The organism is Pararhizobium sp. A13, assembly GCF_040126305.1.
Taxonomy (GTDB): domain Bacteria; phylum Pseudomonadota; class Alphaproteobacteria; order Rhizobiales; family Rhizobiaceae; genus Pararhizobium.
Genome location: NZ_CP149510.1, coordinates 1,165,050 through 1,184,638, shown reverse-complemented (window position 1 = coordinate 1,184,638; position 19,589 = coordinate 1,165,050). Strand labels below are relative to the sequence as shown.

The window sequence follows — 19,589 nt, the reverse complement described above, 5'->3', positions numbered from 1 at the left end:
GATGTCCCAGCTTACGATCCGCTCCCTTGCCCCTTCCGAAATCGCTGCCGCCCTGCCGGCGCTGGCGGAGATCCTCTCGGACTGTGTCGAAGGCGGCGCGTCCGTCGGCTTCATGTCTCCGTACACGCCCGCGGATGCCATGCCCTATTGGGAAAGCGTCGGTCGCGCGGTAAGCGAGGGACACACGATCCTGATCGTGGCGGAAAAGGACGGCGATATTCTCGGCACGGTCCAGCTCGGCATCGGCATGATGCCGAACCAGCCGCATCGCGCCGACCTGAAGAAGCTGCTCGTTCATCGACGGGCGCGCGGCCTTGGGCTCTCACGGTTGCTGATGACCGCGGCCGAAAGCGAGGCGGCAAAACACGGGCGGCATGTGCTCGTGCTCGACACCGCAACCGGAAGCCCGGCCGAATCGATCTATGAAAAATTCGGCTGGCAACGTGTCGGCGTCATTCCGCAATATGCGCTGATGCCGGATGGCAGCTTTTGCGGATCGACGTTTTTCTACAAGTCTTTAGCCCGCATTTGACACGGCGCCTTCAAGGCGAAACCCGTCGCCGATTCCACCTATCCTTGTCCCCAAAAATGGTGTCGACAAATTCGCGCCGCTGGCCCACGCCGGCCGTTCCGTGGTTGCTATATTCGTGCTAGCTGAATCTTGGCCGCAGGGCCGACAATTCAGAGGGGATCCATGAAAACCATTCGTCAACGCGCGGGTCTTGCCGCGCTTTCCGTACTCGTGCTTTTGAGCGGCGTCTCTGCCGCCTCTGCTGCTGACGTAACCTTCCAGATGATGAACAGCCATCCGAACGCCGTCGAAGTCGAGCTTTACAGCCAGGACCGCGACCATGTCTGGCCGGGCAACAATCAGGTCTATCTGCTGGACGACGGCGAAACCAAGCAGATCCCGCTCGCTTGCGACGAAGGCGAGAAGATCTGCTACGGCGCCTGGGTTTCCGGCGACAAGGCGACCTATTGGGGCACCGGCCCTGAAAATGCCGAGACCTGCACCGATTGCTGCTACACCTGTCAAGGCGGCAGCACGGAAGAGATCAACCTGACGGAATAGCGACCAAGGACGCGGGAGCGCTGTCAGCGGCTTTCCCGCGCCTTACACAACCGATTTGGCTGCTTGATCCTTAAATGGCACCTGCTCTTCATCTTCCTGCCGCAATCGGTAGTATGAAAACAGAACAGCACCATTGGGGACCCCTGATTCCATGATCAAGAAATTTGCCGTACTGACTGTCGCCGCCGTCTATCTTTCCGGTTGCACCACCACAGACCCGTATACGGGCCAGCAGAAGATGTCGAACACCGCCGGCGGCGCGCTGATCGGCGCGGGCCTCGGCGCCGCGACCGGCCTGCTGGTTGGCGGAAGCGCCGCCGGCCGCCGTGACGCGGCCCTGGTCGGCGCCGGTATCGGTGCGCTCGGTGGCGGCCTGATCGGCAACTACATGGACAGCCAGGAATCCGAACTGCGCGCCCAGCTGCAGGGCACCGGCGTTTCGGTCACCCGCGCCGGCGACCGCATCATCCTCAACATGCCCTCGAACATCACCTTTGCGACCGACCAGGACCAGGTGAACCCCGGCTTCTATTCGACGCTGGACTCGGTTGCGATCGTCTTGCGCAAGTTCAACAAGACGCTGATCGACGTCGATGGCCACACGGATTCGACCGGCAGCGCCAGCCACAACCAGGGCCTTTCCGAGCGCCGCGCCATTTCGGTCGCCAACTATCTCGGCTCGCGCGGCGTCGACCAGCGCCGCATGTCGGCCGTGGGCTATGGCCCCGACCGGCCGGTGGCTTCGAATGCGAGCGAAGCCGGGCGGGCACAGAACCGCCGCGTCGAAATCTCGATTGCGCCGATCAAGGAAAGCTGATCCAACTTATGGATTGCGGAAAGCCGGTCACTGCAAGGTGGCCGGCTTTTCTGTGCCTGCAGCTCGGACCAACCGCAAGATAGCACCAAAATTGGACCACGATCGCCGCAAAAGCCCATCCGTGCGCCATTGACGCGCCGAGCAGTCCGAACTTAAACTCGGTCATCGCGAACGTGAGCAGATACGAATGCGCGTGAACGCCGGATCCCTCGCTCGAGCCCTCGATCAAGTTCAGGCCGCGGTTTTCGAGCCGTCGCTGTGGTTGCCGGCGATCGAAGCCATCAGCACGGCGAGCGGCTCTGTCGGCGCCAATATCATGGAGCCGACCGGACGAGGTGCGTTTGGCGCTGCCCTGTGCACCGACACTCTCGGAGATCTGCTGGAAGGCTATCTGCGCGAGGAATGGAACGTGAGGGATTTCCGCGCCCAACTTCTGCCGCAAATCCACCAATCGGGTGTCGTGCTGGAAAGAAATTTCATCTCCAGGCAGCAATTCGATCAGCACGAATACTATCAATTCCTGAGAAAGTACGGAATCGGAGATTCCGTACTCATGAATATCTCCTCAGGCACGGACGAACTCTATTTCGTCCTGCAAAACAAGGCGACGGAAGCGTCTCCGCCTCCGGAGGACGTGCCGCATTTCCACGCCATTCGAACCCGGCTGCTCACAGCCATGCAACTCGCCAAACATATCGACGCCAGCAAGGTGATGGGCATGGCGGCCGCTTTCGAGACATCGAACATTGCCTGCATCTTCTTTAACCGGAAAGGCCTCGTCACACTGACCAACCCGAAAGCGGACGCCCTGTTCAGAGGGGGATTGCGAATTTCGAGAGGCGGCGTGCGAGCCTGCTTGGCCAGCGAAACCGCCCGCTTCAACCGCGAACTCAAAATCGCGATACAGGCAACCGGACACTCCGCCGAAGCATTATCCCCGGTCCGTCTCTCGCGTCCCGGCAAACGGCCGCTGATCGTTCGTTTCGAACGGTTCGGCCCACATCTCTCCGACGTATTTTCACATTCCTGCGCCGTCGCGCTGATTGAGGATCCGGACGAGGACATGCGGCTGAAGCCGGAAACGCTGATGGCGCTGTTTGATCTGACGCCCGCGGAGGCCAGGATATCGCTTCTCGTCGCCAGTGGCCTGAGCGCCGTCGATATCGCCGCCCGGCACGCGACCGGCTACGAAACGGTCAGAAGCCATATCCGCGCGATATTCCAGAAAACCGGAACCAGCCGGCAATCCGAACTCAGCGCCCTGTTCGGGAAAATTCGTCTCTAGTCTTGTGCCTGGACGACAGGCGGGTAGGCATGCGACTCGCCGTGAAAATCCGCGACCGTATAGCAGCCGCCGCCATTGTCCGCGATCGTCGCGGCGCTGATCACCGTCTTGCCATGGCCGCCGGGGATATCGAGGATATAGGCCGGCTGGCAGAGACCGGAGACGCGGCCGCGCAGGGATGCGACCAGCGCCTGCCCCTCCTCGATCGTCAGGCGAAAATGGCTGGTGCCCGGCGCAAGATCGGGATGGTGCAGGTAATAGGGCTTGATCCGGTTTTCGACGAAGACCCGCATCAACGCCGCGAGTGTCTCCGGATCGTCGTTGACCCCTTTCAAGAGCACCGACTGGCTGACCATGACGATGCCGGAATCGACGAGGCGGGCGCAGGCCGCACGCGCGTCAGCCGTCAGTTCGCGCGGATGGTTGGCATGCAGCGCCAGATAGGTGGTCTTGCCGCTGGCTTTCAAGGCTGCGATCAGGCTATCATCCACGCGGTCGGGCTCGACGACCGGCACGCGGGTGTGGAAACGGACGATCTTCACATGATCGATCGCTGCCAGCCGTTCCATGATCGAAGCCAACCGGCGCGGCGACAGCACCAGCGGATCGCCGCCAGTCAGGATCACCTCCCAGATTTCCGGATGATCGGCGATATAGGCGAAGGCCTTGTCCATCGCCTGCGATGCAAGCGTACCCAGCCCCTGCGGCCCAACCATTTCGCGGCGGAAGCAGAAGCGGCAATAGACCGGGCAAACATGCACGGCCTTCAAGAGCACACGATCCGGATAACGATGGACGATGCCTTCGACGGGACTGTGCGCGCCGTCGCCGATCGGATCCTCGCGCTCTTCCGGCAAGCGGACAAGCTCGGCCGCATCGGGGATGAACTGGCGGGCGATCGGATCGTTCGGATCGCCCGGGTCGATCAGCGCCGCCATTGCGGGTGTAACGGCGATGGCATAGCGATTGGCGACGTCGGACAGCTGCGCGTGCTTAGCGCTGGCGATCAACCCGGCCTCTTCCAGATCCTTTAGACTTTTCAGCGCGCGGATGGCGGTCACGGCCGACCTCCTCTTTGGTCGCTGGTTTCGGCCACCGGCGCCCAGATGACCTGATCGATCCGCGCCGCGCCCGTCGCCAGCATCACCAACCGGTCGAATCCGAGCGCGCTGCCGCTTGCCTCCGGCATGATGTCCAGTGCTTGGAGGAAATCCTCGTCCAGCGGATAGGTTTCGCCATAGACCCGCATCTTCTCGGCCATTTCCATGGCAAAGCGGCGGCGTTGCTCGGCGGCATCGGTCAGTTCGCCGAAGGCATTGGCGAGCTCGACGCCGCATGCATAGAGTTCGAACCGTTCCGCCACGCGCGCATCGTGCGGTGTTGGCCGAGCGAGAGCGGCTTCGGCGACGGGATATTCGTAGAGGATCGTCGCGCGGCCGAAACCGAGATTGGGCTCGACCTTCTCGACGATCACGCGGCTGAAAAGATCCGCCCAGGTGTCGTCTTCGGCGACGCGCAAGCCGGCGGTCCGAAGCCCCTCGGCAAGGCGATCGCAGTCTGTTTCGCCATTGCGGTCGATGGAGGCGAGCAAATCGATCCCCGCGAAACGCTCGAAGGCTTCCGCGACCGTGAGGCGCTCCGGTTCCAGATAAGGATCTGCCTGCGCGCCGCGATAGCCAAGTTGCTTCGTGCCGGCGGTTTCGGCGGCAAGGCCAAGGATATCAGCGCAATCGCGCATCAGTGCTTCATAGGTTTCGCCGGCCCGGTACCATTCGAGCATGGTGAATTCTGGATGGTGCAGCGGCCCGCGCTCGCGATTGCGATAGACATGGGCGAAACAGGCGATGCGGCGCTCGCCAGCGGCCAAAAGTTTCTTGCAGGCGAACTCCGGCGAGGTGTGAAGATAGAGCGGCACCCGGCTGCCGTCGTGATTGATAGCCTGCGTTGCAAAGGCATGCAGATGTGCCTCGTTGCCAGGCGACACCTGCAGCGTCGCGGTGTCCACTTCGATGAAATCCCGTGCGCCGAAGAGGGCGCGCAGAGCGGCCTGAATCCGGTTGCGGCCGATGAGGAACCCTCGGCGGTCGGCATGGACATCGGGGGTCCACCAGGGAGAGGCAGCGGGCATGAGGGTCCTGTATCCAGATTTCTCGAGCAGTCGATGCGTCGCGCAATTCTGCGGTTTCTTCGGGCAGACCCTGCCGTCACACTGGCAATTTGCGCAAATATAGGATAGGTGCGGCCCGAAAACGCATTCTGGCGTCTTTGACGCGCATATTTCGTGCGCTCCTCTACGACGCATCAAGCTCAGTTACAAGGAAGACTTATGGTCAAGGTAATCGCCTCTTCAGTCCGCAAGGGCAATGTTCTCGAAGTGGACGGCAAGCTTTACGCCGTTCTGACCGCTCAGAACTTTCATCCCGGCAAGGGCACCCCGGTAACCCAGGTCGACATGCGACGCATTTCGGACGGCGTAAAGGTCTCCGAGCGCTGGCGCACGACCGAGCAGGTGGAGCGCGCCTTCGTCGAAGACCGCGAGCACACCTTCCTCTATGAAGACGGCGAAGGCTTCCATTTCATGAACCCGGAAACCTATGACCAGGTTGCTGTCACGCCCGACGTCATCGGCGACGACAAGGCTTACCTGCAGGAAGGCATGGTCGTCCAGCTGAAGATGTTCGAAGGCGTTGCCTTGGCCATCGAGCTGCCGACCCGCATGACGCTCGAAATCGTCGAGACCGAGCCGGTCGTCAAGGGCCAGACGGCGTCTTCGTCCTACAAGCCGGCGATCCTGTCGAATGGCGTTCGCACCATGGTTCCGCCGCATATCGGCGTCGGCACCCGCGTCGTCATCCTGACGGAAGACGCATCCTACGTCGAGCGCGCCAAGGACTGAACCTTTACGACAGCCATAGAAACGGGCGCGGCCTCGTACCGCGCCCGTTTCCGTCTCCGCCGCAAACTTTCAGTGTTTCAATTCCGGATAGGCTTCGGACAGTTCATCGACGCCGCTCAGCGCGTCGTCATAACCTTCGAGCGTCACGCAAACACTGGAATGAACATCCAGCCCGCCTTCACGCCGCACCGCGATGCGGGATCCGTTGCTGCGCACCAGAACCGCATCCCCCTTGAAACCCTGCTTCAGCAACCAGTCGCGCGGAGCATTCAAGCGAATGCGCACCTGGCTGGTGTCGTCGTCGTCACGCGCCACGATCAACTCGTAGGAAACCGGCTCGCAATGGCCGTTGATTTCCAGCTTGCCTTGGCCGCTGCCTTCGGCTGCGAATGTCAGCATCGTCTTTCTCCTTCAGGACCGATTGCTACCTTCGCACGGCGCGTCCGACCGCGATCAGCAGGCATGCGCCGATGAAGCCGATAACCAGATAGGCGAGCCAGCCGGTGAAACCCATTCCCGTAAGCGCAAGAATGGCGTTGAGGACAATGGCGCCGACAATGCCGAGAAGGATGTTCGTGAACATGCCCATTTCGGATTTCATGAACTGTTCCGCCAGCCATCCGGCAAAACCGCCGATGATGATGGCTGCGATCCATCCTACGCCGTTGACATCCATGTCGGTTCCCTCGCTTGAAGATTGCATTTGCCTGCGACGATAACGATCCAGAAGCGATTATGTTCCAGCCGTCAGCGGCCAGCATCAAATGCCCTGATGCTTAGCTCCACAAATATGAATTTGTCCGACACGCCCAGCTTTAGTAGAGCCGACGCAAACGATCGGCAGCAACCTGGAGGACAAGGCTTGGATCAGAGGACAGCCACACCGGCCTATGGAAACGACGCGGCGATCCCGGTGGCGGCGCCGCTGACGACAGGGACGGGAGCCGCCCTGACCGGCGGCGTACTGTGCCTTCTGTCGATGTCGAGCGTCCAGTTCGGCTCGGCGTTTTCGGCATCGGCGATCGCCTCCTATGGCCCGTTCGGCACCACCTGGCTGCGACTAATCTGGGCTGCCGCTCTGCTGGCCATCCTCGTGCGGCCGCCGATCCTGCGCTATTCGCGGGCGCAGTGGCAGACCGCCGGGCTGCTCGGCGCGTCAATGGCCGGCATGACGCTGTGTTTCTTCGCCGCGATCGAGCGTATTCCGCTCGGCCTTGCCGTCGCCATCGATTTTCTCGGACCTCTGGCCGTCGCGACCTTTGCCTTCGGCCTCGGCTGGCGGCTCGTCTGGCCGCTGATCGCCGGTGCCGGCGTGCTTCTGCTCGCCCATGACGGGCATGGCTGGATCGGCGACCCGACGGGCATTTTGTTTGCTTTTGGCGCGGCGACCGGCTGGGCGCTCTACATCGTCCTGATGAAGAAGGCAGGAAGCGCCTTTGAGGGGCTGGAAGGCCTTTCCATGTCATTGATCGTGGCGGCGATCGTCGCGACGCCGTTCGGACTGCTGGAAGTCTCGCGCATGACGGTCGAGGGCGTCGTCGCCGTTGCCGGTCTCGCCCTTCTCGTGCCGCTGATCCCCTACGCGCTGGAGATGATCGCGCTGCGCCGCATGAGCACCTCGTCCTTCGGCATCCTGATGAGCCTCGAGCCTGCGATCGGCGCCATCGCGGGCTTTGCCGTGCTCAGTCAGCCGATGACCGCGCTGCAAATTGCGGGCACCGTTCTCGTCGTTGCGGCAAGCGCCGGAGCGACCGCTACAGGCCGTTGAATATTTACGAATTTGGGCCGCGCATTTTGCAAACCCGGTGATACAGTGACGCGTCGCGAGCGCTGCTTTATCTACCGAGGTGTGCATGTTTCCACTGTCGCATATGATGAAAGCCTTCATCCGCAAGGGCCGGCTGACGGTCATCGACGCTGAGGGCAAACCGCATGTTTTCTCGGGCGAGCCCGGTCCCGAAGTGACCATGCGGCTGACGGATCCGAAACTTTACCGCACCCTTGTCTTCAACTCCGAACTTGCCGCTGGCGAGGCCTATATGGACGGGACGCTGCGCTTCGAGGAGGGCTCGAGCTTACGTGATTTCCTGACGCTGTTTTCGATCAACCGGCTGTCGCTCGGTTCCTACCCGATCCAGAAGGCACTGCGCGCCATCAAGATGCGCTTTCGCAAGCGCCAGCAATCCAACGTCAAGGGCGAGGCGCAGCGCAACGTCGCCCATCACTACGATCTCGGCAACGATTTCTACAAACTCTTCCTCGACGAACACATGCTCTATTCCTGCGCTTATTTTCGCGAGCCGCAGGAAACGCTGGAGCAGGCGCAGCGCAACAAGCTTCGGTTGCTTGCCGCCAAGCTCTGCCTGCGCCCCGGCATGAAGGTGCTCGACATCGGCTGCGGCTGGGGCGATCTCGCACTCTATCTCGCCCAGCTGGAAGACGTCGAGGTTCTGGGTGTCACGCTGTCGAAAGAACAGCAGGCGCTGGCGACGCAGCGGGCGAAGGATGCGGGGCTCGAAGGGCGGGTGCGCTTCGAACTGCGCGACTATCGCGATGTCGACGAGACCTTTGACCGCATCGTTTCTGTCGGCATGTTCGAGCATGTCGGCGTGCATCACTATGACGAGTTCTTCAAAAAGGTGAACGCGCTGATGCCGGATGACGGGGTGGCGGTGCTGCATTCGATCGGCCATATGAGCCCGCCCGGCATGGCCAGCGCCTGGCTGCGCAAATACATCTTCCCCGGCGCCTACTCACCCGCCCTGTCGGAAGTGTTCGAGGTGGTGGAGAAGAACAGCCTGTGGGTGACGGATCTCGAGTTCCTGCGCATCCACTATGCGACGACGCTCAAGCATTGGGGCGACCGTTTCGAGAAGAACCGCGACAAGGTCATCGAGATGTACGACGAGCGGTTTGCCCGCATGTGGGAATTCTACCTGATCAGCGCCGAGATGATGTTCCGCACCGGCAGCCAATTGGTCTTCCACATGCAGCTTTCCCGGTCGCGCGACGCCGCGCCGATCGTGCGCGACTACATCACCGACCGCCAGAAGGCCTATATCGTCCGCGAGCAGACGCTCAATATTTCTCTATAAGTGGCCCATCATCCTTGGCCTCCCATTGCAGCCGTTTGTAGTCGAAGCCGTATTCGAGCGTCGGCTTGACGATCGCGAAATAGGGCGAAAGATCGAAATCACGCGGCGTATAGAGCGAATGATGACGGATATGCAGGATTTCGGCGCGCGAATAATGCGACGTCGCCGCGGCCCGGCCGGGCGCGCGGGTGATCTCGGGCAGGATCGGATAGCGGATCTGCTCGAAAGCCTCGGCGATCAGCGTCGAGCAGATGGCGCGCGTCGGATCGCCTGATCCGAAGGCCAGCAGGCGGCGGCGCCAGCGCACCGGAACCGGCGGTGCCGGCAAGAAAAACCTGAGCATGTCGAGGATGTTCTTCATGTCGTATTTCAGGCCGAGCCGGGAGATCATGAAGGACAGGACTGTGCCCCGGTCTTCCGGCGTGAGGCCGATGGGCCGGCAGATGCGGGTGTTGTAGGTGGAGTATTTTCGAAGCGGCACCGCGACACATCCTTGGCCGAGGTTGACCTCGATCAGTTGCGGCCGATCGATCACCGGCAGCGTCGCCTCGTCGAGCGTCAGCGGGATTTCATCGCCGGCGAAGAAGGCAGCGTGCGACCAGGTTGACTGGGTCAGGTATTTGATCGCCGCCGAGACTTTCTGATTGCCCTCGATCAATAGAATGTCGCCGGGCCGGAGCGTGCGGGCAAGCGTCTCGGGATCGGACGGCGTATAGGGTTCATAGCCCGACGTCTTCGTCGTCAGCCTTTCGGCCATCGCCATGCCGAGGCGATCGAGTAGCGTATCCTTGCTGGACAGAAGCGGATTCATGCGGGGACGCTACTTTCGGAAAAGCGGTTCATCGTTTCGGCTATGGTGGAAGGTATCCTGCCTCCTGTCGAGTCTGCTGGCGTGTTTAGGCTTGACCTTTTCATGACGCCTCCCTATTTTTAGAATTATTCTAAACTAGGCACGTCGCATCATGTTTTCACGTCTGTTTTCCGGCTCCAAACGTCGCCTTTCATCGCTTTCTGAACAGGAGGTTCTGGCGCTCGCCATATCCTCGGAAGAGGACGACGGGCGCATCTATCAGGCCTATGGACAGATCCTGAAGGAGAGGTATCCGGACTCGGCCAAGGTTTTCGAGGATATGGCCGAGGTGGAAAACACCCACAAGAACATGCTGATCGACATGCATCGCCGCCGCTTCGGCGAGCGGATTCCGCTGATCCGGCGCGAACATGTCAACGGCTTCCTGACGCGCCGCCCGGACTGGCTGCGGCAGAACCTGTCGCTCGACGCCATGCGTCGCGAGGCGGAGGCGATGGAGACGCAGGCCTATAATTTCTACGTGGAAGCCGCAAAGAACGCCTCGGACGCCTCGACACGGCAATTGCTGGGCGAACTGGCGCTGGCCGAACAGGGCCATGAGGACGTGGCGCGCATGCTGACCGACAAGCATGTGCCGGAAGGCGTCCGCAGGAAGGAGGACGACACGGCGTATCGCCAGTTCCTGCTCACCTATGTGCAGCCGGGTCTCGCCGGACTGATGGACGGTTCGGTCTCGACGCTGGCGCCGATCTTCGCCGCCGCCTTTGCCACGCAGGACACCTGGCAGACCTTCCTGGTCGGCCTTTCGGCCTCCGTCGGCGCCGGCATATCGATGGGCTTCACCGAAGCGGCGCATGACGACGGCAAGCTTTCGGGCCGCGGTTCGCCGCTCAAGCGCGGCCTTTCCTGCGGCATCATGACGGCGCTGGGCGGGCTTGGACACGCCCTGCCCTATCTCATTCCGCATTTCTGGACGGCGACAATCACGGCCGGGATCATCGTCTTCTTCGAACTCTGGGCGATCGCCTTCATCCAGAACAAGTACATGGAGACGCCGTTCCTGCGTGCCGCTTTCCAGGTCGTGATCGGGGGCAGTCTGGTGCTGGCGGCGGGGGTGCTTATTGGGAATGCGTGAGCGGCAGGAGGCGCGACGCAGAGAAATGCAAAGAGGTCCGTGCCGTCACGGACCTCAGACTGCTGACAAACCCTGAAAAACGGCTGTTTGGCGGAAGTGGACATCCCATTCTCCGTCATCCTCGCCCTTGTGGCGGGGATCCAGCGACCCGGCGTCCGTCGGGTCAAAAGACCTTTCAGCCCAAGGACTTGGGCTGACTGGATTCCTGTGACGAGCACAGGAATGACGGAGGTTTTGGGGTGCCGCTTAATTTTCCCAATGACCTGTCAATAGTGAGAAACGACTTTGTCAGCAGTCTAAGTCCGTACCGTCAAGGACCTCATTCTGGAATTGGTTCGGCGTCACGTCGAAACCGCAACGCGTGATTATTCAATGAAATCCGCTACCCCGCCGTCGAGCCTATAAAATCCGTCCTGGGGTACAGGTAGCTCCAGCATTTCGCGTCGAGACAGGCCGAGATATACGCCTCGTATTATCCGGCCGGTCAGCCCATGTGAAATGGCAATTGTCGGGCCGGATATGTCCGATAACCACTCCGTTACACGAAGGCACACATCGTCGAATGTCTCACCGTCCGGAGCCCGAAAAAACCAATCAAAAGCATCCGCGCCGATCAAAGCCCTAGGGTATTCCATGTCGATTTCATAGTGGGTCATGCCGTCCCATGCGCCCACCGTCACTTCCATCAAGCGCGGCTCCTCCTTGGTTGGCAAAGGGATTGACCGCGTGATGCGCGCCGCTGTTTCCAATGCCCGGCCGAGCGGAGATACCTGGATTTCGAATGTTCTTTCGCGGCCGTAGATTTCGCGCGCCAATCGTTTCCCGACTTGATCGGCTTGCTCAATTCCACGCGGCGTGAGCGGAGAGTCCTTCCGACCCTGAAATCGACCCGCTAAATTCCAAGCTGTTTCTCCATGGCGGAGCAGATAGATCATCACTTGGCATCCGCAATTTCGATGATGCGACAGAGTTTACGGCCAACAGATACTGCGCCACCTGCGCGTCCACAGCGGTTGAGGGGCCATACCTTTTGAGCCCCTTTTTAAATTTGCGAATTTTGAACCTTAGTTCCCGACCGAGCCGACCAGCACTTCCGCGCCGTTTTCGATCGTGACCCAGCGGCCGGTGTTGAAGGAAGCCTGGCGCTTCAAAAAGCGGTAGGGCGTTTTCGTCCAGAGCTTCACGTCGTTTTCGAGATTGTCGAGGATGAAGTCGCCCTGGGCGGTGCGCACGGTCAGGACCGCATGGCCTTCGCCATCCGGCTTGCGGACGACGGTGATCAGGAGGTCGGATGCGGAGAAGCCCTTCTCCATCAGCTTCTTGCGCTTCAGCAGCACGAAATCCTCGCAGTCGCCCGCCGTAGTCGGATAGGCCCAGACCTCGTCCTTGCCGAACAGGTCCTGATCGGTCATCGGCGTGATTTCGCGGTTGACGGCGAGATTGACCTCGCGAATGACCGACCAGCCGAAATCGGTGACGCGCGGCGCGGTCGACGACTTCGACTTGATCTCGCATTCGGAACGATGGGACTGGCAGAACTCGTAATGGCCGATCGGCTGCGAGGTGATGGCGCCCGTCTGCATCGAGAGCGCTGTCGCGTTCGGCGCCGGAATTGCCGCGCCTGCCGATGCGAAAACAGCCGCGATTGCCACGGCTATTTTCTTAACCCCACTCAACTGCGCCATACACGTCCCCTGTGGCGCGGTTTTCTCCTGAAACAGTTCCGAAGAATCCCCGCGAAAAGCTGAAATCTGACGCCAGCTTTCGCGATCGATCCCCACCGCGAGCTGCTCTAATCGTTAACAAAGAGTTAACAGTGCGCCCGAAACGAAGTCAATCTGCAGAATTGGGGATTGCCGGATATGGTTAAAATGCGCGCCAAACAGGCATTTCCGCTGATTTATCGAGAGTTTTCAGCTTGTTATCATGCCATCGACGGCGGCCAGCATGCGCTCGATATCCTCGGGGCGCGACAGGCGGTGATCGCCGTCGCGGATCAACGTCATGACGACATCGTCGGACGGCAGATGCTCCATCAGCTTCAGCGCATGGCCATACGGCACATCCGGATCCCGCATGCCCTGCAGGATATGCACCGGGCAGCCGGTCTCGATGACGCCCTGGAGGACGCAATTGTTGCGCCCGTCCTCGATCAATCTTGCGGTATAGATGTTCGGGTCCGGACCATAGGGCGTCGGCTCCTCGAAATAGCCGCGCTCGGCAAGGGATGCGCGCTCGGCATCCGTCAGGTTCGGTTCGATGAGCTCGCTGGTGAAATCCGGCGCCGGCGCGATCAGCACCAGACCGGCGATCCGGCCGCCCTGGCCCCGGGCGCGCAATTCCGCTATGAGCCGGAGCGCGATCCAGCCGCCCATCGACGAACCGATGAGAACCATGCGTTTGGGATCGGCGTGACCGAGGACCGCGAGACTCTCGTCCAGCCACCGGGAAATCGTCCCGTCGGTAAAGGCGCCGCCGGAGACGCCGTGGCCGGAATAGTCGAAGCGTATGCAGGCGGCACCGGTCTTTTCGGCGTGGCGTTCGAGCTCGACCGCCTTGGTGCCGGTCATGTCCGATCGGTATCCACCGAGCCAAACGAGTGTCGGCAACGATTTGCCACTTGCCGCGGGCAGGATGCGCATGGCGATCCGGCGCGATTCCGCGCCGCTGCCGACATCGAGATAATCGGGCTCTGCGTCTGAGTTTGGCAATGACATCAAGTCTTTTCCCTTTTTTGAGCGTTTCTCGCTGTTTTTCTTTCTAAAACAGATTCTCCGAGTGCCTGACAGGTGGTGATTTCTGCAAAAAGCTGTGGTATTGACTTTCCGGCAGCAATTTCCACATGACGGTCCAGCGGCAGTTGAACGGCCTTTTGCCGGGAAATCGCGCTACCGTCAGAAATTCCATTCGTAACAGCTCGAGGAGAGTACGACCATTCGCAGACCGTTCAAAACGGACGCCCCGACAAAAGACGGGCCCCGCTCTAACAAGGAAATCCGGGTTCCCCGGGTTCAGCTCATCGACGCCGAAGGTGTCAACCACGGCAGCATCCCCACAGATCAGGCATTGCGCATGGCGGAGGAGGCCGGCCTTGACCTGGTGGAGATTTCGCCGAACGCTGAACCGCCTGTGTGCAAAATCCTTGATCTGGGCAAGCTGAAATACGCAACGCAGAAAAAGGCGGCCGAAGCGCGCAAGAAGCAGAAGATCATCGAGATCAAGGAGATCAAGATGCGTCCGAACATCGACACGCACGATTACGACGTGAAGATGAGAGCGATGAACCGCTTCTTCGAAGAAGGCGACAAGGTCAAGGTAACCCTGAAGTTCCGTGGCCGCGAAATGGCGCACCAGGAACTTGGCCTGAAGCTCCTGCTCCAGGTCAAGGAAGACACTGTGACGATCGCCAAGGTCGAAGCCGAGCCGAAGCTCGAAGGCCGTCAGATGATGATGGTGCTGGCGCCGAAGTAAGCGCCGCGTTTTCAGGCTTGATCCTGATGAAAGCCGCCGAACAGGCGGCTTTTTCATATCTGATGCCGGCAATGCGGAAATATCGGGGCGTTTGCCTCAATCCCATTGCACTTTGCGGGCGCTTCGGTTACAAGCCCCCGTCCGAACGGTCCGGCAGGGCATGCCGTGGCCGTTCTTTACGCTGGAGACGACCTCGTCAGTCGATCTCGAAATCAAGAAAAATGGAGTAGCAAAATGCCCAAGATGAAGACGAAATCCTCTGCCAAGAAGCGGTTCAAGATCACCGCAACCGGCAAGGTCATGGCAGCTGCCGCAGGCAAGCGTCATGGCATGATCAAGCGGTCCAACAAGTTCATTCGCGATGCGCGTGGCACCATGGTGCTTGCAGAGCCTGATGGCAAGAAGGTCATCAAGAACTACCTGCCCAACGGTCTCTAAGACGTCTGGCACTTTTGGATTTTTAAGGAGATCATGACATGGCACGTGTAAAACGCGGCGTAGCAGCTCACGCCAAGCACAAGAAGACACTCAAGGCAGCCAAGGGCTTCTACGGCCGCCGCAAGAACACCATCCGCGCCGCCAAGGCAGCCGTGGATCGTTCGAAGCAGTTCGCTTACCGCGACCGCAAGGTCAACAAGCGCAACTTCCGCGCTCTGTGGATCCAGCGCATCAACGCAGCTGTGCGCGAACATGGCCTGACCTACGGCCGCTTCATCGACGGACTGTCGAAGGCTGGCATCGAAGTCGACCGCAAGGTTCTGTCCGACATGGCAATCCATGAGACGGAAGCATTCGGCGCGCTCGTAGCGGCCGCCAAGAAGGCGCTTGAATACCTCAAGGACGCAGGCACCACCAACGAGTTTGAAAGCGCGGTTCGTTAAGACCAGCGCTTCCCAAGCCTTTGCTATTTTAATTGGGAAACCCGCGCTGGTACGGCTGGCGCGGGTTTTTCTTTGACCGATCACGGGAAATGAACCATGTCCGATCTGCAAGCACTGAAAGAGAAGCTGCTGACCGAGGTGACCGGGGCGTGTGACGAGGCGGCCATCGAAGCCGTGCGCGTCAACGCGCTCGGCAAGAAGGGCTCGATCTCCGAACTCCTGAAGACGCTCGGCACCATGTCGCCGGAAGAGCGCCAGACGCGGGGCGCTGCGATCAATGCGCTGAAGACCGATGTCTTCGAAGCGATCACGGCGCGCAAGTCGGCGCTGAACGATGCGGCAATCGCCGAACGGCTTGCCCGCGAGACCGTCGATATCAGCCTGCCGGTGCGCTCCTCCCCGGCTGAGCGCGGCCGAATCCACCCGATCAGCCAGATCATCGACGAGATCACCGCGATCTTCGCCGACATGGGCTTCTCGATCGCCGAAGGTCCGGATATCGAGACCGACTACTATAACTTCACCGCGCTGAACTTCCCCGAAGGCCACCCGGCGCGCGAGATGCACGACACCTTCTTCTTCAATCCGGATCAAAACGGCGAGCGCAAGGTGCTGCGCACCCACACTTCGCCGGTGCAGGTGCGCACCATGGAGGCGCAAAAGCCGCCGATCCGCATCATCATCCCCGGCAAGACCTACCGGCAGGATTCGGACGCGACGCACTCGCCGATGTTCCATCAGGTCGAGGGCCTCGTCGTCGACACCAAGTCGAACGTCGCCAACATGCGCTGGATTCTCGAGGAGTTCTGCAAGGCCTTCTTCGAGGTCGACGATGTGACGATGCGTTTCCGCCCGTCCTTTTTCCCCTTCACCGAACCGTCTTTCGAGGTCGACATCCAGTGCGACCGTTCCTCCGGCCCGATCGTCAAGTTCGGCGAAGGCACCGACTGGATGGAAATCCTCGGCTGCGGCATGGTGCATCCGAACGTCTTGCGCGCCGGCGGACTCGATCCCGACGTCCACCAGGGTTTTGCCTGGGGCATGGGCCTCGACCGCATCGCCATGCTGAAATACGGCATGCCCGACCTGCGCAACTTCTTCGACGCCGACGTGCGCTGGATGAGCCACTACGGCTTCCGCCCACTCGACATGCCGACGCTGTTTGGTGGGCTTTCCGCATGAGCGAGCTTCCGGACCGGCTGAAAGGTGCGGTGACGTTCTCCTTTGGCGATTCGCCAACGATGGCGGACGAACTGCTGGCGCTGGTCCTTGACGGCAGGAAGACGGCGACCTGTGGGCGCGTCAACGATTTCGGCGAGGGTAAGGAAACCTTGCCAGTCGTCGGCCGCCGCGATGTTGTGCTCGACGGCGCCGGCCGCCCGGCAGCCGTTATCGAAACAATGGAGGTCGCCGTCCGCAGATTCGAGGAGGTGGACGAGGCCTTCGCCTACGCGGAAGGCGAGGGTTTTCGGACGCTGGACGACTGGCGTGAAGGGCATGAGCGCTATTTCCGCCGCAATGGCGGCTTCTCCCCCGATATGGAACTCGTCTGCGAGCGCTTCCGCCTTGTTGAAGTGCTGGAACGCCAAATTTAGAACATAGGTGAACAATGAAATTCACACTCTCCTGGCTGAAAGACCATCTGGAAACGGATGCGACCCTTGAACAGATCTGCGAGCGCCTGACGGCGATCGGGCTGGAGGTCGAGGATGTCGACGACAAGGCCGCGTTCAAGCCTTTTGTCATCGCCAAGGTCGTCTCGGCGGAAAAGCATCCGCAGGCCGACAAGCTGAAGGTGCTGATGGTCGATACCGGCACCGGCGCCCCCGTTCAGGTCGTCTGCGGCGCGCCGAATGCGCGCGCCGGTCTCGTCGGCGCCTTTGCAGCGCCTGGCAACTACGTGCCCGGAATCGACGTGACGCTGTCCGTCGGCAATATCCGCGGCGTCGAGAGCCACGGCATGATGTGTTCGGAAAAGGAGCTGCAGATTTCCGACAGCCACGACGGCATCATCGATCTCCCGGACGATGCACCGGTCGGCACGAGCTTCGCCGCCTATGCCGGGCTCGACGACCCGATGATCGAGATCAATCTGACGCCGAACCGTCCGGACTGCACCAGCGTCCACGGCATCGCCCGCGATCTGGCGGCCTCCGGTCTCGGCAAGTTGAAGGCGGCACCGCAGCCGAGCTTCAAGGTGGAAGGCGAGACGACGACCAAGGTGAAGCTCGATCTCGGTGAAGACACCCATCTGTGCCCCGGTTTTGCGCTTCGCCTGGTGCGCGGCGTCAGGAACGGCCCCAGCCCGAAATGGATGCAGCAGCGGCTGCTGGCCATTGGCTTGCGGCCGATCAATGCGCTGGTCGACGTCACCAACTACCTGACCTTCGACCAGGGCCGGCCGTTGCACGTCTTCGACGCCGCCAAGGTCACGGGCAACCTCACCGTTCGCCGCGCCAAGGAGGGCGAAAAGGTTCTGGCGCTCGACACCCGCGAATACACGCTCTCACCATCGAACGTCATCATTGCCGATGAAGACGGCATCGAATCGATCGGCGGCATCATGGGTGGCGAACATTCCGGCTGCGACGAGACCACGACCGACGTGCTGATCGAGTCGGCGCTCTGGGACCCGATGAACATCGCCAAGACCGGCCGCACGCTCGGCATCATCAGCGATGCCCGCTACCGCTTCGAGCGTGGGGCAGATCCGGAGTACATGGTGCCCGGCCTCGAGCGCGCCACACAGCTGATCCTCGACATGTGCGGCGGCATCGCCGCGAAGACAGACGTGGTCGGCTATGCCGGCCACACGCCGAAGATCGTCGATTTCCCGGTTTCCGAGGTCAAGCGCCTGACGGGCCTGGAAGTAAGCTCGGACGAAGCCGTTTCGATCCTCAGGGGTCTCGGCTTCGGCGTGACGGGCTCCGGTGAACGCGTCTCCGTGTCCGTTCCCTCCTGGCGGCCGGATGTCGATGGCAAGGCGGACCTCGTTGAAGAAGTCATGCGCATCCATGGCGTCGACAACATCAAGCCGGAGCCGATCGAAAGCCTCGGCACCGTGAACGGCAAGATCCTGACGACGCTGCAGATCCGCACGCGGCTCGCCAAGCGGGCGCTTGCCGCGCGCGGCATGCTGGAGGCGGTCACCTGGTCGTTCATCTCGAAAGCGCAGGCCGAGCTTTTTGGCGGCGGCGCTGCAGCCCTTTCGCTGGCTAATCCGATCGCCGCCGACATGTCCGACATGCGGCCGTCGCTGCTGCCGGGCCTTTTGACCGCGGCGCAGCGCAACGCCGACAAGGGCTTTGGCGACGTGGCGATCTTCGAGGTTTCCGGCACCTATGAAAACGACACCCCGGCCGGCCAGCGCCGCGTTGCCGGCGGCATCCGCCGCGGCACCGCGTCGCTTGCCGGGGCGGGGCGTTCCTGGTCGAATGCGGCAAAGGGCGGCGGCAAGCCGGTCGATGTCTTCGACGCCAAGGCTGACGCGATTGCCGTTCTCGAGGCCTGCGGCGTGCCGATGGGCAATGTCCAGTTCGAAGCCGGCGGTCCCTCCTGGTACCATCCGGGCCGTTCCGGCACGATCAAGCTCGGCCCGAAGATCGTGCTTGGCCATTTCGGGGAATTCCACCCGAAGACGCTGGCAGCGCTCGACGTTTCCGGCGCGCTCTCAGGCTTCGAAGTCTATGTCGACGCGATGCCCGAGCCGAAGAAGAAGGCCACCCGCACCAAGCCGGCGCTGGAGCTTTCGCCCTTCCAGGCCGTCAGGCGCGACTTTGCCTTCGTGGTCGACAGATCAGTCGAAGCCGGCGCCATCCTCAAGGCGGCGTCGAGTGCGGACCGCAAGCTGGTGACCGGCGTCAACGTCTTCGACGTCTTCGAAGGCGCATCGCTCGGCGAAGGCAAGAAGTCGGTGGCGATCGAAGTCGTGATCCAGCCTGCCGAACGCACGCTGACCGACGAGGATTTCGAAGCCCTGACCGGCAAGATCATCGCCAATGTGACGAAGAGCACGGGCGGCGTTTTGCGGGCCTAAGAATACGGACAAAAAAGGGGCGGCTTTCCGCCCCTTTGACTGCCTGCAAACCTTGTGACGAAGCGCCTCTTTCGTTACCCCACCCCCCTT

General features: G+C 61.2%; 23 protein-coding genes. 14 read left to right on the top strand and 9 right to left on the bottom strand.

The genetic code is table 11. The features are described 5' to 3' along the window. The first annotated feature begins 1 nt into the window (after position 1). The 3 genes from WI754_RS05630 to WI754_RS05620 all read left to right on the top strand — a co-directional run bounded on the left by WI754_RS05630 (position 2) and on the right by WI754_RS05620 (position 1,889). Positions 2-532, top strand: coding sequence for a GNAT family N-acetyltransferase (locus tag WI754_RS05630; protein ID WP_349436712.1), 531 nt, complete (start codon positions 2-4; stop codon positions 530-532). 162 nt (positions 533-694) lie between these two features. Further along, a complete protein-coding gene (locus tag WI754_RS05625; protein WP_349436711.1) occupies positions 695-1,072 on the top strand; it encodes a hypothetical protein in 378 nt (125 codons plus the stop codon). Positions 1,073-1,223: 151 nt separating this feature from the next. Then, positions 1,224-1,889 carry an OmpA family protein gene (locus tag WI754_RS05620; RefSeq protein ID WP_349436710.1) on the top strand — a complete coding sequence of 222 codons (666 nt, stop codon included), beginning with the start codon at positions 1,224-1,226 and terminating at the stop codon, positions 1,887-1,889. On the opposite strand, the gene WI754_RS05615 is transcribed toward WI754_RS05620, so the two are convergent. After that, positions 1,876-2,394, bottom strand: coding sequence for a hypothetical protein (locus WI754_RS05615; protein WP_349436708.1), 519 nt, complete (start codon positions 2,392-2,394; stop codon positions 1,876-1,878). The two genes, WI754_RS05620 and WI754_RS05615, sit on opposite strands and share 14 nt — an antisense overlap. A gap of 48 nt (positions 2,395-2,442) precedes the next feature. On the opposite strand from WI754_RS05615, the gene WI754_RS05610 reads away from it, so the two are divergent. Next, the gene (locus tag WI754_RS05610) at positions 2,443-3,174 is read left to right on the top strand and encodes a helix-turn-helix transcriptional regulator (protein ID WP_349436707.1); all 732 of its coding nucleotides are present in this window, start codon (positions 2,443-2,445) and stop codon (positions 3,172-3,174) included. Here WI754_RS05610 and WI754_RS05605 read toward each other — a convergent pair. Together WI754_RS05605 and epmA are read right to left on the bottom strand one after the other, a co-directional pair. After that, positions 3,171-4,235: a lysine-2,3-aminomutase-like protein gene (locus tag WI754_RS05605; protein WP_349436705.1), complete on the bottom strand. Its 1,065-nt coding sequence runs from the start codon at positions 4,233-4,235 to the stop codon at positions 3,171-3,173. The genes WI754_RS05610 and WI754_RS05605 overlap by 4 nt on opposite strands. Then, entirely contained in the window at positions 4,232-5,302 is a 1,071-nt protein-coding gene (gene epmA / locus WI754_RS05600) for an EF-P lysine aminoacylase EpmA (RefSeq protein WP_349436703.1), read from the bottom strand. Before epmA ends, WI754_RS05605 begins: the two co-directional genes overlap by 4 nt. A 198-nt stretch (positions 5,303-5,500) precedes the next feature. Between epmA and efp the strand changes: the two genes are divergently transcribed. Beyond that, positions 5,501-6,070 carry an elongation factor P gene (gene efp / locus WI754_RS05595; protein WP_018323625.1) on the top strand — a complete coding sequence of 190 codons (570 nt, stop codon included), beginning with the start codon at positions 5,501-5,503 and terminating at the stop codon, positions 6,068-6,070. A 69-nt stretch (positions 6,071-6,139) separates the two neighbouring features. Here efp and WI754_RS05590 read toward each other — a convergent pair whose 3' ends face one another. Continuing rightward, positions 6,140-6,469, bottom strand: a complete 330-nt coding sequence (locus tag WI754_RS05590) for a hypothetical protein (RefSeq protein WP_349436702.1) — start codon at positions 6,467-6,469, stop codon at positions 6,140-6,142. 25 nt (positions 6,470-6,494) lie between these two features. Beyond that, complete coding sequence (locus tag WI754_RS05585) at positions 6,495-6,746, bottom strand: GlsB/YeaQ/YmgE family stress response membrane protein (RefSeq protein WP_349436701.1); 252 nt, start codon at positions 6,744-6,746, stop codon at positions 6,495-6,497. Positions 6,747-6,977: 231 nt separating this feature from the next. Between WI754_RS05585 and WI754_RS05580 the strand changes: the two genes are divergently transcribed. Both WI754_RS05580 and WI754_RS05575 read left to right on the top strand, forming a co-directional pair. Beyond that, the gene (locus WI754_RS05580) at positions 6,978-7,838 is read left to right on the top strand and encodes an EamA family transporter (protein ID WP_349437736.1); all 861 of its coding nucleotides are present in this window, start codon (positions 6,978-6,980) and stop codon (positions 7,836-7,838) included. A gap of 85 nt (positions 7,839-7,923) precedes the next feature. Continuing rightward, positions 7,924-9,165 (top strand): cyclopropane-fatty-acyl-phospholipid synthase family protein, encoded by a 1,242-nt coding sequence (locus tag WI754_RS05575; protein ID WP_349436700.1) that lies wholly within the window; start codon positions 7,924-7,926, stop codon positions 9,163-9,165. Here WI754_RS05575 and WI754_RS05570 read toward each other — a convergent pair. Then, positions 9,149-9,976, bottom strand: coding sequence for a lipo-like protein (locus WI754_RS05570; RefSeq protein WP_349436699.1), 828 nt, complete (start codon positions 9,974-9,976; stop codon positions 9,149-9,151). The genes WI754_RS05575 and WI754_RS05570 overlap by 17 nt on opposite strands. A 151-nt stretch (positions 9,977-10,127) precedes the next feature. On the opposite strand from WI754_RS05570, the gene mbfA reads away from it, so the two are divergent. Continuing rightward, positions 10,128-11,111: an iron exporter MbfA gene (gene mbfA / locus WI754_RS05565; protein WP_349436697.1), complete on the top strand. Its 984-nt coding sequence runs from the start codon at positions 10,128-10,130 to the stop codon at positions 11,109-11,111. A gap of 365 nt (positions 11,112-11,476) precedes the next feature. Here mbfA and WI754_RS05560 read toward each other — a convergent pair whose 3' ends face one another. From WI754_RS05560 to WI754_RS05550, 3 genes are all read right to left on the bottom strand, one after another. Beyond that, positions 11,477-12,046 (bottom strand): histidine phosphatase family protein, encoded by a 570-nt coding sequence (locus WI754_RS05560; RefSeq protein WP_349436695.1) that lies wholly within the window; start codon positions 12,044-12,046, stop codon positions 11,477-11,479. 129 nt (positions 12,047-12,175) lie between these two features. Continuing rightward, on the bottom strand, positions 12,176-12,796 hold the full coding sequence (locus WI754_RS05555; protein WP_349436693.1) for a transglutaminase-like cysteine peptidase: 621 nt from the start codon (positions 12,794-12,796) through the stop codon (positions 12,176-12,178). Between the two features lie 228 nt (positions 12,797-13,024). Then, entirely contained in the window at positions 13,025-13,828 is an 804-nt protein-coding gene (locus WI754_RS05550; protein WP_349436692.1) for an alpha/beta hydrolase, read from the bottom strand. A gap of 217 nt (positions 13,829-14,045) precedes the next feature. Between WI754_RS05550 and infC the strand changes: the two genes are divergently transcribed. The 6 genes from infC (at position 14,046) to pheT (ending at position 19,499) form a co-directional block, all read left to right on the top strand. Next, on the top strand, positions 14,046-14,582 hold the full coding sequence (gene infC / locus WI754_RS05545) for a translation initiation factor IF-3 (protein WP_349437735.1): 537 nt from the start codon (positions 14,046-14,048) through the stop codon (positions 14,580-14,582). Between the two features lie 234 nt (positions 14,583-14,816). Continuing rightward, a complete protein-coding gene (gene rpmI, locus WI754_RS05540) occupies positions 14,817-15,020 on the top strand; it encodes a 50S ribosomal protein L35 (protein ID WP_018323613.1) in 204 nt (67 codons plus the stop codon). A 38-nt stretch (positions 15,021-15,058) separates the two neighbouring features. Continuing rightward, positions 15,059-15,463: a 50S ribosomal protein L20 gene (gene rplT, locus WI754_RS05535; protein WP_349436690.1), complete on the top strand. Its 405-nt coding sequence runs from the start codon at positions 15,059-15,061 to the stop codon at positions 15,461-15,463. Positions 15,464-15,559: 96 nt separating this feature from the next. After that, entirely contained in the window at positions 15,560-16,645 is a 1,086-nt protein-coding gene (gene pheS / locus WI754_RS05530; RefSeq protein WP_349436688.1) for a phenylalanine--tRNA ligase subunit alpha, read from the top strand. Beyond that, positions 16,642-17,058, top strand: coding sequence for an ASCH domain-containing protein (locus WI754_RS05525; protein WP_349436687.1), 417 nt, complete (start codon positions 16,642-16,644; stop codon positions 17,056-17,058). The genes pheS and WI754_RS05525 overlap by 4 nt, the downstream gene beginning before the upstream one ends. Before the next feature lie 14 nt (positions 17,059-17,072). After that, positions 17,073-19,499: a phenylalanine--tRNA ligase subunit beta gene (pheT, locus tag WI754_RS05520; protein ID WP_349436685.1), complete on the top strand. Its 2,427-nt coding sequence runs from the start codon at positions 17,073-17,075 to the stop codon at positions 19,497-19,499. Positions 19,500-19,589 lie beyond the last annotated feature (90 nt).